The organism is Rhodoluna sp. (assembly GCF_036721215.1).
In the GTDB taxonomy this organism is placed as follows: domain Bacteria; phylum Actinomycetota; class Actinomycetes; order Actinomycetales; family Microbacteriaceae; genus Rhodoluna.
The window spans coordinates 161,006-174,155 of record NZ_DAIMLM010000002.1; the positions used below are offsets into that span (position 1 = coordinate 161,006).

The 13,150-nt window shown below is 50.2% G+C and carries 11 protein-coding genes and 1 other RNA gene; 7 read left to right on the forward strand and 5 right to left on the reverse strand.

What is annotated here, in order from left to right; genetic code table 11:
• The 4 genes from AC9UCN_RS04085 to rnpB all read left to right on the forward strand — a co-directional run bounded on the left by AC9UCN_RS04085 (position 1) and on the right by rnpB (position 3,028).
• Positions 1-819, forward strand: coding sequence for a Nif3-like dinuclear metal center hexameric protein (locus tag AC9UCN_RS04085; RefSeq protein WP_509524002.1), 819 nt, complete (start codon positions 1-3; stop codon positions 817-819).
• Positions 816-1,532: a zinc ribbon domain-containing protein gene (locus AC9UCN_RS04090; RefSeq protein ID WP_509524005.1), complete on the forward strand. Its 717-nt coding sequence runs from the start codon at positions 816-818 to the stop codon at positions 1,530-1,532. The genes AC9UCN_RS04085 and AC9UCN_RS04090 overlap by 4 nt, the downstream gene beginning before the upstream one ends.
• Entirely contained in the window at positions 1,496-2,653 is a 1,158-nt protein-coding gene (locus tag AC9UCN_RS04095; RefSeq protein WP_509524007.1) for a bifunctional RNase H/acid phosphatase, read from the forward strand. Before AC9UCN_RS04090 ends, AC9UCN_RS04095 begins: the two co-directional genes overlap by 37 nt.
• Before the next feature lie 26 nt (positions 2,654-2,679).
• An RNA gene (rnpB, locus tag AC9UCN_RS04100) (RNase P RNA component class A) lies at positions 2,680-3,028 on the forward strand.
• 1 nt (position 3,029) lies between these two features.
• Here the strand turns inward: rnpB and ppgK are convergent.
• A complete protein-coding gene (gene ppgK, locus AC9UCN_RS04105) occupies positions 3,030-3,785 on the reverse strand; it encodes a polyphosphate--glucose phosphotransferase (RefSeq protein WP_509524010.1) in 756 nt (251 codons plus the stop codon).
• Positions 3,786-3,797: 12 nt separating this feature from the next.
• Positions 3,798-4,667 carry a type I methionyl aminopeptidase gene (gene map, locus AC9UCN_RS04110; RefSeq protein ID WP_509524012.1) on the reverse strand — a complete coding sequence of 290 codons (870 nt, stop codon included), beginning with the start codon at positions 4,665-4,667 and terminating at the stop codon, positions 3,798-3,800.
• A gap of 52 nt (positions 4,668-4,719) precedes the next feature.
• Here map and AC9UCN_RS04115 point away from each other — a divergent pair, with 52 nt between their 5' ends.
• The gene (locus tag AC9UCN_RS04115) at positions 4,720-4,899 is read left to right on the forward strand and encodes an SPOR domain-containing protein (protein ID WP_509524015.1); all 180 of its coding nucleotides are present in this window, start codon (positions 4,720-4,722) and stop codon (positions 4,897-4,899) included.
• Here the strand turns inward: AC9UCN_RS04115 and panB are convergent.
• Together panB and AC9UCN_RS04125 are read right to left on the reverse strand one after the other, a co-directional pair.
• Complete coding sequence (gene panB, locus AC9UCN_RS04120) at positions 4,896-5,705, reverse strand: 3-methyl-2-oxobutanoate hydroxymethyltransferase (RefSeq protein ID WP_509524017.1); 810 nt, start codon at positions 5,703-5,705, stop codon at positions 4,896-4,898. The two genes, AC9UCN_RS04115 and panB, sit on opposite strands and share 4 nt — an antisense overlap.
• 8 nt (positions 5,706-5,713) lie before the next feature.
• Positions 5,714-7,357, reverse strand: coding sequence for an NAD+ synthase (locus AC9UCN_RS04125; protein WP_509524020.1), 1,644 nt, complete (start codon positions 7,355-7,357; stop codon positions 5,714-5,716).
• A 38-nt stretch (positions 7,358-7,395) separates the two neighbouring features.
• Between AC9UCN_RS04125 and glnA (AC9UCN_RS04130) the strand changes: the two genes are divergently transcribed.
• Together glnA (AC9UCN_RS04130) and AC9UCN_RS04135 are read left to right on the forward strand one after the other, a co-directional pair.
• The gene (gene glnA, locus AC9UCN_RS04130) at positions 7,396-8,733 is read left to right on the forward strand and encodes a type I glutamate--ammonia ligase (RefSeq protein ID WP_509524023.1); all 1,338 of its coding nucleotides are present in this window, start codon (positions 7,396-7,398) and stop codon (positions 8,731-8,733) included.
• A 6-nt stretch (positions 8,734-8,739) separates the two neighbouring features.
• Positions 8,740-11,691, forward strand: coding sequence for a bifunctional [glutamine synthetase] adenylyltransferase/[glutamine synthetase]-adenylyl-L-tyrosine phosphorylase (locus tag AC9UCN_RS04135; protein WP_509524025.1), 2,952 nt, complete (start codon positions 8,740-8,742; stop codon positions 11,689-11,691).
• Here AC9UCN_RS04135 and glnA (AC9UCN_RS04140) read toward each other — a convergent pair.
• Complete coding sequence (glnA, locus tag AC9UCN_RS04140) at positions 11,688-13,112, reverse strand: type I glutamate--ammonia ligase (protein WP_509524027.1); 1,425 nt, start codon at positions 13,110-13,112, stop codon at positions 11,688-11,690. The genes AC9UCN_RS04135 and glnA (AC9UCN_RS04140) overlap by 4 nt on opposite strands.
• Positions 13,113-13,150: the final 38 nt, after the last annotated feature.

Below are 13,150 nucleotides of genomic sequence, written 5' to 3' on the forward strand. Positions count from 1 at the left end.
ATGGCAGTCAAGTTATCAAAGCTCCTATCGGTATTCGAGTCTTCCTGGCCACAATCCGGTGCTGATGATTGGGACCAAGTCGGACTTGCCTGTGGCTCAGCGAATCAAGAGGTGGAGAGGGTCCTACTGTGCGTGGACCCAACACTTGCTGTTTTGCAAGAAGCTAAAGCCAATAATTGCCAGTTAGTTATTTCCCACCACCCTCTTCTTCTTGAAGGCGTCCACACCGTGGCTGAAGGGGAACTAAAAGGCGACATTCTTTCTTTTGCAATTACCAATTCAATTGCTCTTTTCTCTGCACACACCAATGCCGATATTGTGCCTGGGGGAGTGTCCGATGTCTTGGCCAACAAGATCGGCATCCAAAACAGCGTTCCGCTTGTTGGCACTACAGGCGACTCCGGCCACGGCAGAATCGGAAACCTAGATCAACCAATAACAGTGCGTGAACTAGCTCAAAAAATCAACGAGATTTTACCTTCTACCTACGCACCAATTCGAGTTGCTGGAAATGCAACAGCGAAAGTTTCAAAAGTTGCCGTAGTGGGAGGTTCTGGGGCAAGTTTTCTCCCGTCTGCAATCAGCGCGGGTGCAGAGTGCTTTGTAACAAGCGATCTGAAGCATCACGTGAGCCTAGACGCTGTTACCGACCAAGCTCAGAGCATTAGCCTTATCGACATCTCTCACTTCGCAGCGGAAAGTCTCTGGCTCGCTCCGGCTGCAGCCCAACTTGCAAAGCAGGTGCCGGATGTTGAGTTTTTGGTTAGTGAAGAAAACACCGACCCATGGTCGCTAACGATTCTAGGAAAGTTATCATGATCGCGAGTTTGACCGATCAAAAGCAGCTATTGGCTATCGCATCACACGATGTCGAGCTGGCGAGAATTTCAAATTCGAAAAAGCAAGCCCAGGCCGAGTCTGAGCTTGAGGCGGCTACTGTTGAAACCTTGCGGCTATCAGATTTGCTGATTGACGCTAGGAATGCGGTAGGTGAACTTGAGATGGAACTAAGTAGAGCTGAGGCTGATCTTGAGCTAGTCGCCAATCGAATTTCAAAAGATAACAAGCAGCTTTCATCAACAAGTTCGGCCAAAGACGCTCAGGGAATAGAGCATGAGCTTGTCACATTAGGCACCAGAAAAAGTGAACTCGAGGATGCTCAGCTGCAGATAATGGAGCTTTTGGAGGCCGCCCAGCTAGTTAATGAAAACCTAAAGCAAGAAAAGCAAGCGGCTGATGCAACCCTGGCTGCTTTGCAGGAGAGAATTTCCACGGAGCTGGCTGGTCTTGGAGCGCAGGCCGAGAAAATTCAGGCCGAGCGTAAGAACATCCTTAGCGCAATTGATCAAGAGCTTGCGGCCGTCTACGAGCGAAAATACAGCCGCGGGGTGGCGGTTGGAAGATTGACGGGCAGAGATTGTGGAGCCTGCAGACTCTCCATAACGGCAACAAGCTTTGAGGAGCTCATGGCCCTGCCTCAAGAAGAACTAGCCGAATGCCCAAACTGCCAAGCCTTCCTGGTGCGCTCATGAAGCTAATTATTGAAGCCGACGGTGGTTCAAGGGGAAATCCTGGATTGAGCGGTGCCGGAGCGGTCGTTATCGACGCGGCTACCGGAAAAATTCTCCGAGAGATATCCGAAGCGGTAGGAATTGCAACCAATAACGTTGCTGAATATTCAGCGGTTATCTTTGCCCTGGAGGCAGCGTTCGAGATAGACCCCGCTGCAGAGATTGTGGTTCGAATGGACTCCAAGCTTGTTGTTGAGCAGATGAGTGGTCGCTGGAAGATAAAGCACCCCGCCATGCTCTCGCTAGGAGCAAGAGTTCAACAGCTGATTTCGGGCAAGAATGTCGAGTTCGTGTGGATTCCCAGAGAGCAAAATGTATTGGCCGACGCGCTAGCCAACAAGGCTATGGATGGTGAACCAGCCCCAACTGCTGCCGCAGGCGAGTTCAATCATGTTGCTCCCTCGTCTATTCGTGCTCCACAATCTTCTGTAGCAGAAGCCACAACTTTGATCATGGTCAGACACGGTAGGACTGCACTCACCGAAACAAGGAAAATCTCCGGAGGAGACGGTGAGAACCCAGATCTTTCCGAGCTTGGCAACAAAGACGCTGCCGAGGTTGCAATTGAGCTTGCCAGAGTCGGAAGCTCAGGAGCATTTAGCTTCCTAGCCAAGCCAGTTGTGGTCATCCATTCCCCCGTTAAACGTGCAGCCCAAACCGCTAGCAAGATTGCTCAGAAGCTAGACGCTGAACTAGTTGAGCTGGCTGATCTCAGAGAAATTGGATTTGGCGACTGGGATGGTCTAACCAACGAGGAGTTATTCGTTGGCCACGAGACGCAGTATCATGCTTGGCGAGGTTCCTACGATGTTGCTCCACCGAACGGAGAATCACTCAAGGACTTTGATGTTCGGGTCAATCGAAGCCTAGATTTCATACTTGATAAATTCGCCGGTAAGACCGTGGTTGTGGTGGCTCACGTGATGCCAATTAGGGGACTGCTGCGAATTGCAAACGACGCCTCGGTTGCTGGGTATTGGCGGGTAGATCTTGGCCCTGCATCGATTTCGATTGCACGTTTCTGGGGCCGCGAGGGCGCCGAGATAGTCTGCGTGAATTCAACTTCGCATTTATCTTCTTGACCACGCTGGCTAGACTTGACTGTGGATGGGTCGGCAAGACGGTCGCGGCAGTTTACTGACGAGGAACGTCCGGGCTCCAAAGAGCAAAATGGTGGGTAACGCCCACCCGGGGTAACCCGAGAGATAGTGCAACAGAAAGCAAACCGCCGAGCAATCGGTAAGGGTGAAACGGTGGTGTAAGAGACCACCAGCGATTCAAGTGATTGAGTCGGCTAGGTAAACCTCATTTGGAGCAAGACCAAACAGTGAACGCTTGAGGGCTGCTCGCCCAAGTTCACGGGTAGGTCGCTTGAGACGTTGGGCAACTAACGTCCTAGATAGATGACCGTCACTTTGCAAAAAGGACAAAACCCGGCGTAATAGCCGGCCCATCCACTTAATCCTTGCTGAGATGCTTCGCCGCAAAGTACGCGGCGCCAATGATTCCCGCGTTGTTTTTAGAACTGGCAGCCACAATCTCAACGTCGGATTCGATCAAGTGCAGAAAACTCTCGTGTTCTTTAGAAACTCCACCGCCGATGATAATCAAGTCGGGGTAGAACAAGCGGTTCAGCTGGTCAAAGTACTTTGAAAGAACTTTAGCCCACTGCTCAAAGCTGAGATTGTCTCTTGCTTTCGCAGAATACGCAGCCTTGGTCTCGTAATCGACCCCGTCGATTTCGATGTGACCGAGCTCGGTGTTGGGGATCAACTTACCGTTCATAAAAAGTGCGGTACCGATGCCAGTTCCTAACGTACACATCAGCACAAGCCCCTTACGATCTTGGCCAGCGCCGAATTTGATCTCGGCTACACCTGCGGCATCAGCATCGTTCAGCATCACAATCTCGGTGCCAAGCGCCTTTGAAAAAAGCTTGCCGGCCTGAAGCCCAATCCACTCGTTTGATACGTTGGCGGCCGAAAGAGTGACACCGTTTTTTACAGGCGCGGGAAAGCAGATTCCAATTGGAGTATTTTTCGGCGCATCTATCTGCTTCACGAGCTTGATCACAAGCTCGACAACACTTGCGGGCTTCCCTCCATCTGGAGTGTCAAAGCGGAATCTTTCTGTTACTAACTCACCTTTTTTGAGATTTACTAACGCACCTTTGATACCGGTTCCACCGATATCTATGCCGATTGCGTTTTTCATAACTTTCTCATTTTAGGGCAGAGTCAGAATCTGAGCTCCAGATTCGGTTACAACCAGAGTGTGTTCAAACTGTGCGGTGATTGATTTGTCCTTGGTGGCAACAGTCCAGCCATCGGGCCACATGTCCCATTCGTGTGTGCCGAGGGTCAACATGGGCTCAATGGTAAACACCATCCCAACTTCCATGGTGTTCGAATATAGCGGCGCGGCATCGTAGTGAGGGATAACTAGTCCGGAATGGAAAGCTTCACCGATTCCGTGACCGGTAAAGTCCCGAACGACTCCGTAGCCAAATCGCTTGGCGTAGGACTCTATTGTTCGGCCAATTACGTTGATTGGACGCCCTGGCATAACAGATGCGATTGCACGCTCGAGTGACTCTTTGGTTCGGTCAACGAGCAAGGACACTTCTTCGGAAACATTGCCAACTTTGAAAGTCTGATTGCTGTCTCCGTGGAAGCCATCAAGATAGGCGGTGACGTCGATGTTGACGATGTCTCCGTCTTGGATCTCCAGATCATCAGGAATTCCGTGACAAATAATCTCGTTTACCGAAGTGCAACAGGATTTAGGAAATCCGCGATATCCCAATGTTGATGGGTAGGCGCCATTCGAGATCAAAAAATCGTGCACGATAACATCGAGCTCGTTTGTGCTGATGCCGACCTTGATGTTGCTTCCAGCTAATTCAAGAGCCTGTGCGGCCAGCTTTCCAGCCGTGCGGATTTTTTCTATTTGGTCTGCTGTTTTAACATGACCGCCAGTCCACTCTGTGGGGGCCTTCCTGCCCACATATTCTGGTTTGACTATGTTGCTTGGCACCGCGAGGGCTTTTGACACCACTCCAGGCGTTAGTGAACCAGATACGTTATCGCGAGGCATCTATCCAGTCTATTCAACGCTCCCCACTAGGCTCACTTGATAGGAGGGCAAAATGTCTGAGGCTGCAAAGTATTGGTTCAACACAAAAACCAAACAAGTTGAGTTCGGGCTCAAAAGTTCTTCTCTTGATCGAATCGGACCTTTTGAGACCGAAAAAGAGGCAGCAAACGCCGAGGAGATTGTAAGATCACGTGCCACGCAATGGCTCGAGGAAGAAAAGCTCGAGGACTAGCTATCGAAAGAGTGTTCCTTGCCAGGAAACTCACCAGAGATAACTTCAGCTCGATAGTTACTCGCCGCTTTGGCAAGATCACCTCTTAGGTCTGTGTACTGCTTAACGAATTTCCTGGTACCGCTAGAAAGACCAGCAAAATCCTGCCACACCAGTATCTGGCCATCGGTTCCGTTCCCAGCCCCGATACCAATAGTTGGAACCGATAACTTCTGGCTTAGCTCTCTAGCCAACTCAGCTGGAACCATTTCAAGAACAATCGCGAAAACTCCAGCTTCCTGCAGTGCTATCGCATCCTTCTCGAGGGCGGCCGCTTGTTCGCCTCTGCCTTGAACTTTGAAACCACCAAGAGCGTGAACCGACTGCGGGGTAAAGCCGAGATGGCCCATGACTGGAATACCTGCCGCAACAATTGCTTTTACCTGCGGGGCGCGATCTAATCCACCCTCAAGCTTTACCGCTTCTGCGCCAGATCGCTTCATCATCAAAATTGCATTTTCTAATGCCTGGGTTGGCGACACCTCATAAGAGCCAAATGGCATATCAATTACCACGAGGGCTCGCTCAACCGCAGAGCTAACACCTTTTCCAAAGCTGATCATCTCGTCAACGGTTACCTCGAGAGTGCTGTCGTGGCCCAAAACAGTGTTGCCGGCCGAGTCTCCGATCAGGATCACTTCAATTCCAGCTTGATCAAAGATTTCAGCGGTGGTCGCGTCGTAGCTGGTGAGGCAAGAAAACTTTGTTCCGGAAGCCTTTAGATCAGCTAGCGAACTAGTCCGCACTTTCTTGATTTCGCTTGCCAAGACAACTCCTACTTAGACCAACGGGTGATTGGAAGTCTGCGTTCTCGCCCAAAGGCAAGTTTAGTAATTCTTGGACCTATCGCACTCTGTCTTCTCTTCCATTCAGAGATGCTTACTAGGCGAATAACCGACTCAACGGTTGTGGCATCTAAACCTTGAGCAATAATCTCCGATTCAGACATTCTCTGTTCGATGTGTAGCTCAAGGATTCGATCCAGAACCGCATAATCAGGCAGCGAGTCTTGATCTAGCTGATCTGGTCGTAATTCAGCCGAAGGTGGCTTGCTAATTGAAGCTTCGGGAATTGGGGGAGTATTGCCCTGTTTGGTAGCTAATTCATTGCGGTATCTGGCAAGGTCCCAAACCAGGGTTTTTTCAACATCCTTTATCGGCGCGTATCCACCAGCGGCATCGCCATAAATTGTGGAGTAACCAACCGCTAGCTCTGTCTTGTTGCCAGTTGAAAGAAGCAAGTGCCCATCGGTGTTTGATTTGGCCATGAGAACTACTGCTCGGATTCTTGCCTGCAGATTCTCAGCAGCAAGTCCTTGAAGCTCAAGCTTTTCCACAAACTGTTCCACATAGGGCTCAATTAGCTCAGTTGAATAAACAAGCCCGGTGTTGTTTGCTAGCAACGCCGCATCAGATAGCGAGTGATCCGAGGAGTATTTGCTCGGTAGTGATACCCCAAAGACATTCTTGGCACCGATGGCGTCTACTGCAATGCTTGCGCAAACAGCTGAGTCAATTCCACCCGAAAGACCTAGCACTACTGACTTGAATCTGTTCTTTTGGACATAATCGCGCACGCCAAGAACCAACGCATTCCAGACCTGCGCTAAATCGGTTTGGGTTTTGGTTGATTCAGTAACTGGCTTGATTGAGTTCTTGGATTCAATTTCGACAATCAATAGATCAGTATCAAATTGCTTAGCACGGGCAATTTCTTTTCCGGCAGCATCAATTAGGAAGCTATTGCCATCAAAGACCAAATCGTCCTGACCTCCAACTAGGTTGACGTAAGCAACAGCAGTTGATTGCTTGGAGGCTAGCTCCGAAACTAACTCAAGCCTGGTATCGGTCTTGGAGCGTTCAAAAGGGGAGCCATTAAGTACCAGGGTTAGATCAACATTGTGGCTTGCAATCTGCGAAACCGGTCCACCACTTTGCCAAATGTCTTCGCAAATTACTGTTGCAAAACGTAGTCCATCAATTTCAAAGGTCAGTAGCTCATCGCCTGAAACGAAGACTCGATACTCATCAAACACGGAGTAGTTCGGAAGGTGGTGCTTGGCGTAGCTTGCCTGAACTTTGCCATCAAAAATTAAGCTGGCACAGTTTTGTCCGATAGCCCAAGAGGTGGGGCTTTTCGCAAATGCTGGATGGCCAACGACCACTCGAATGTGACCTTGGCCGCGCTTGGCTAGTTCCTTTGCGAGGGCTTCCAGGGCCTTACCCGAGTCGTTCAGGAAGTCTTTGCTTAGGGCTAAATCTTCAATGGGGTAGCCAGTTAGTGCGAGCTCTGGAAATAGCACCAAGTTCGAACCCAAGTTTTGGGCTTGCTGAACTTTTTCTAGAATCTGCCTGCTATTTCCCGCAAGGTCACCCACAGTCGGGTTTATCTGGGCCATGGCTAGGCGAAGATCGGACATAAGTATTAGCCTAGTAGCAGGCAAGGAAGAGGTTTTTCATGGATAAGCAGCGCGATTTTGTGCTCAGAACAATCGAAGAGCGAGGCGTTAAGTTCGTTCGACTTTGGTTCACCGATGTTGCTGGAACTCTCAAAATGGTTGCCGTCGCTCCTGCCGAAGTTGAAGGGGCGTTTGCCGAAGGCTTAGGTTTTGATGGCTCTGCAATCGAAGGACTCTCACGAGCATATGAGGCCGATATGTTGGCGGCTCCAGATCCATCGACTTTTCAGATTCTTCCATGGCGAGGAGACGTAGACCCAACCGCAAGAATGTTTTGCGACATTATGACTCCAGATGGCCAGCCCGCTGCTGCCGACCCAAGAAACGTTTTGCGCAGGGCTTTAGCTAAAGCCAGCGACCTTGGCTTCTCTTTTTACATTCACCCCGAGATTGAGTTCTATCTTCTAAAGTCATCTCAGATTGGTCCGGAAGGCCCAATTCCGGTCGATAACGCAGGTTACTTCGATAACGTTCCAGGTGGCACAGCACACAACTTCCGCAGAAGAGCCGTTACCATGCTCGAGCAGCTGGGTATCTCTGTTGAGTTCAGCCACCACGAAGGTGGTCCTGGTCAAAATGAAATCGATCTCCGTTACGCCGATGCACTAACCATGGCAGATAACATCATGACCTTTAGAACCGTCATCAAGGAAGTTGCCATTGAGCAGGGCGTATACGCCACCTTTATGCCAAAACCTTTCACTGAGCATCCAGGCTCTGGAATGCACACCCACATGTCGCTATTTGAAGGTGACACCAACGCGTTCTTCGACGCCAGCGGCCAGTATCGGTTATCTAAAGTCGGTCGTCAGTTCATGGCTGGATTATTGCGCCACGCTCCTGAGATCACCGCTGTTACCAATCAGTATGTGAACTCATATAAGCGCCTTTGGGGCGGCGGAGAAGCGCCAAGCTTTGTTTGCTGGGGACACAACAACCGCTCAGCTTTGATTCGTGTTCCGCTATACAAGCCAGACAAGGGTCAGTCCTCTCGCATTGAGTATCGAGCCATCGACTCGGCTGCAAACCCGTACCTTGCCTACGCTCTGCTGCTTGCAGCAGGACTCAAAGGTATTGAGAACGAGTATGAACTGCCCGCGGAGACCGAAGACAACGTTTGGAACCTAACCGATTCGGAGCGTCGGGCTATGGGAATCGAACCCCTGCCACAATCTCTGGATCACGCCATTCGAAAGTTTGAAGAATCGGAACTTGCAGCAGAAACTCTCGGTGAGCAAGTATTTAGCCACATGCTCGCTAACAAGAGAGCGGAGTGGGCTGCTTATAGAACCCAAGTCACCCCATTTGAACTAAAGCGGAATCTAGAAACTCTTTAGTAGCTAATGGCCCGAGAGCGCAGCACCGGATTATCTGAGCTTGCCGGCTCTGGCTTTATCGAACTAGACCAAGCTCAGCAGAAGCTCGCCAATCTATCTGCGCAGTTAAGTCTTAGCGAATCAAAGCTTCTTGATCCAATTGGAAACACTCAAGATCCCGACCAGTGCCTCGAGCTCCTTGTTCGTCTAACCCGGGACAACAACCCAAAGATTAAATCAATCGCAGTGAATCAGGCAGCGTTTGGGCGGCTGTGTAAAGTACTTGGTGCATCAGTTGGGCTTTATGAATTCCTTGATCGAGAGCCAGCAGCACTTGAATTGTTTTTGCAAGAGCCAGCATTACCAAGCGCGGAATCATCTCTAATAGCGCTTACTAAGGCTGCCATAGGTGTTTCACCGATAAGGATTGCCTATCGGCAGCAGCTTCTAAAAATCGCAATCTTCGATGTTTGCTCGCAAGATCCAGCAGGCCAAATCGGACCCGTGTCTAAAGCACTGGCAGATTTGGCAGCAGCAGCAATTGAAGCAGGACTCACTCTTGCCAAGGCAGAACTTTCTGACGAGGCAAACCAAGTTCATTTCCCTAAACAGGATGTTTCCAACACCCGCATTGCGGTAATTGGCATGGGTAAGTGTGGGGCACGGGAATTGAACTACATATCGGACGTTGATGTCATTTATGTTGCCGAACCTGCCTCCAGCGAAATTGAAACCGATAGGGCGCTTGAGATTGCGACCAAGGTTTGCTCTCGGATGATGCGAATTATGGACGAGTCAGATTTGGAACCAGCGCTCTGGCAAGTTGATGCCAACTTGCGACCCGAGGGTAAAGCTGGCGCTTTAGTTAGATCTCTTGATTCCCACAAAACCTACTACGAGAGATGGGCTGAGAGCTGGGAGTTTCAGGCTCTCTTGAAGGCAAGGCCAATTGCCGGCGACACCGAGCTTGGTGAGAAATACTTGGGAGTTACCCAACCCATGGTTTGGGAATCTACCGCCCGCGATAACTTTGTTGAATCCGTTCAGCGCATGAGGCAACTAGTTACGGACAACATTCCAATAAGCGAAGTGGACGCTCAGATCAAGCTTGGCCCAGGAGGCCTAAGGGACATCGAGTTCACGGTTCAACTGCTGCAGTTAGTTCACGGAAGAACCGATAGCTCACTTCGGGAAAGGGGCACCCTAGGAGCCATTGACGCCTTGGCAACTGGTGGATACATCGCCAGAGATGACGGGAAGCGATTTAGTGATCACTATCGCTTCTTAAGACTTCTCGAGCACCGGATTCAACTAAGTCAGCTAAGGCGCACCCACCTGATGCCAGCCGATGAGCTTGCAAGAAGAGCAATCGCCAGGTCACTTTCCTTGGAGCTAAGCGCCACGAATCTAATTGAAAGATGGGAATCGGTAAAGCTCGAAGTTCGTGATTTGCACCAGCAGCTTTTCTATAGGCCGCTGCTGAGCGCGGTATCGGGTCTTAGTCAAGAAGATCTTGAGCTAACCAGCGCCCAAGCACAAGATCGACTCGGCGCAATTGGTTTTCAAGATTCCCGCAGTGCTTTGGCGCACATCACTGCCTTGACTTCTGGTTTGTCCAGGAGAGCAGCGATTCAAAGACAACTCTTGCCTGTGTTGCTGCAGTGGTTTGCCGAGGGCACTGACCCAGATGCTGCACTTTTGGCTTTTCGAAGATTGAGTGAGGATCTGGGGGATTCTCACTGGTACCTTCGGATGCTGCGTGACTCATCAGGAGCTGCCAAGCGCATGACGCAGGTGTTTTCAACAAGTCGTCTAGCAACATCGCTGTTTGAACGAATGCCAGAAGCGGCAGCCTGGTTTGAACGCGAAGAAGAGCTTCTGCCACAAAAATTGGATCAACTACTTGGTCAATTTCAGGCAATCATTTCCCGTCATGAAGACCCGGATTTAGCCGCAGCCAGCATCAAAGCTATTCGTAGAAAAGAGACCCTCCGGGTTGCAATCGGATTCGTTATCGGTTCACTTGATCTTGATGCCTCTTCGAAAGGCCTATCTGATATAACCGAGGCGTATCTATTGAGCATGCAAGAACTTGCTGCCGGCTCGATGCGTGCAAAACTTGGGAACCTAAGCCAAGAGCTTGCAATAGTTGCCATGGGCCGGTTCGGGGGAGCAGAGCTTGGGTTTGGTTCGGACGCCGATGTGATGTTCGTATACAAACCAACAGTTGCCGACGTCAACCTTGCGCAGTCAGAGGCCCAAGAGCTGGTTTCTGAGATTCGAAGACTTTGCTCAGATCAGATTCTTGAGTTTGAGCTAGATCTGGATCTTCGGCCAGAAGGTAAAAACGGACCCATTGTCAGGTCGATTGATTCCTACGCCAGTTACTATCAGCGTTGGGCGGGGACCTGGGAGTCTCAGGCACTGCTCCGAGCACGGGTAATTTCAGGACAGGAATCAGTAAAGGACGAGTTTGTTTCGCTGATTGATCGCCATCGCTATCCAGAACAAATGGAAGAAGCTGCGGTAATTGAAATAAGAAGAATCAAGGCCAGAGTCGAAGTTGAACGGCTACCACTTGGTGCTGACCCGATGAGGCATTTAAAGCTGGGAAGAGGCTCCATTAGCGATGTCGAGTGGTTGGTTCAGCTACTTCAACTAAAGCACGGACACTCCAACCCAAGTCTGCAGACGCCCCATACCTTGCAAGCTCTTGATCAGCTCGAGAAAGCCGGAATCGTTCAATCATCCGATGCAATTGTGCTCAAGCAGGCTTGGCAGCTATCTTCGGCGATTCGCTCCGCAGTTATGCTGGCGCAGAACAAACGAACCGATGTTTTACCGATCGATCGTCAGCAACTTGAATCTGTTGCCAGATTACTTGAGTACCCTCGTGGCGGAGCTGCTGCACTGGAGCAGGATTACCTGGCCACTACGCGACGAGCCAGAGCCGTGTTTGAGAAACTGTTCTACGACTAAACGCCGTAGTAAAGCTCAAACTCGTAAGGGTGCGGACGAAGTGCCAAAGGAGCGATTTCCTTTTCTCTCTTGTAAGAAATCCAAGTTTCGATTAGATCCTTGGTAAAGACATCACCTGCAAGCAAGTAGTCGTGATCTGCCTCTAGCGCCTGCAGAACCTCTTCCAGGGTTCCAGGAACCTGTGGGATCAGCTTTGCCTCTTCTGGTGGCAATTCGTAAAGGTCTTTGTCCACTGGCTCGTGAGGTTCAATACGGTTCTTGATGCCATCAAGACCGGCCATAAGCATCGCTGCGAAGGCAAGGTAAGGGTTTGAGGAAGCATCTGGCGCGCGGAACTCGATGCGCTTAGCTTTCGGGTTGGTTCCAGTCATTGGAATACGAATAGCGGCAGATCTGTTTCCAGCTGAGTAAACAAGGTTCACCGGAGCTTCGAAACCAGGAACTAGGCGGTGGTAGGAGTTAACGCTCGGGTTTGTAAAGGCAAGCAAGCTCGGTGCGTGTTTTAGGATTCCACCGATGTACCAGCGAGCCATGTCGCTTAGACCACCGTAGCCACTCTCGTCGTAGAACAATGGCTTGCCGTCTTTCCACAGTGACTGATGCACGTGCATACCTGAACCGTTGTCGCCAAATAGCGGCTTTGGCATAAAGGTTGCAGTCTTGCCAAATGAGTGAGCAACGTTTTTCACAATGTACTTGAACTTCAAGATGTCATCGCCGGCGTGAAGAAGGGTGTCAAAGCGGTAGTTGATTTCACCCTGACCTGCGGTGCCAACCTCATGATGGCTTCGTTCAACTGACAATCCTGCAGCTTCTAGTTCGAGCACGATCTGGTCACGAATGTCTGCGTGCTGATCTACTGGAGAAACTGGAAAGTAGCCTCCCTTATAAGGAGTCTTGTTAGCCAAGTTTCCGCCGGACTCTTCTCGACCGGAGTTCCAAGCAGCCTCGGAGCTATCGATGAAGTGGTAGGCGGTGTTGGCCTTAACTTCGTAACGAACATCGTCGAAGATAAAAAATTCTGCTTCTGGAGCAAAGAACGCAGTGTCTGCAATACCAGTAGTAGAAAGGTATGCCTGAGCCTTCTTGGCAACCTGACGAGGGTCACGGCTGTAGATTTCACCAGTTCTTGGGTTGTAAATATCAAAGATCATGTTCAGTGTCTTCTCAACTCGGAAGGCATCCAAATATGCAGTTGTTACATCGGGGATTAGCTGCATGTCTGATTCATGGATGGAGGCAAAACCCCTAATTGAAGAGCCGTCGAAGAGTTGACCGTCAACAAAGAACTGCTGGTCGATCATGGCAGCTGGAAGGTTGAAGTGCTGCTGCACACCAGGCAGATCGGTGAAGCGAACGTCTAGAAACTTTACGTCGTTGTCTTTGATGTATTTGACTACTTCTGCTGCGGTTTTGAACATTAGAGATCCCTTCAAATCAACTGGTTATAGACAAATCT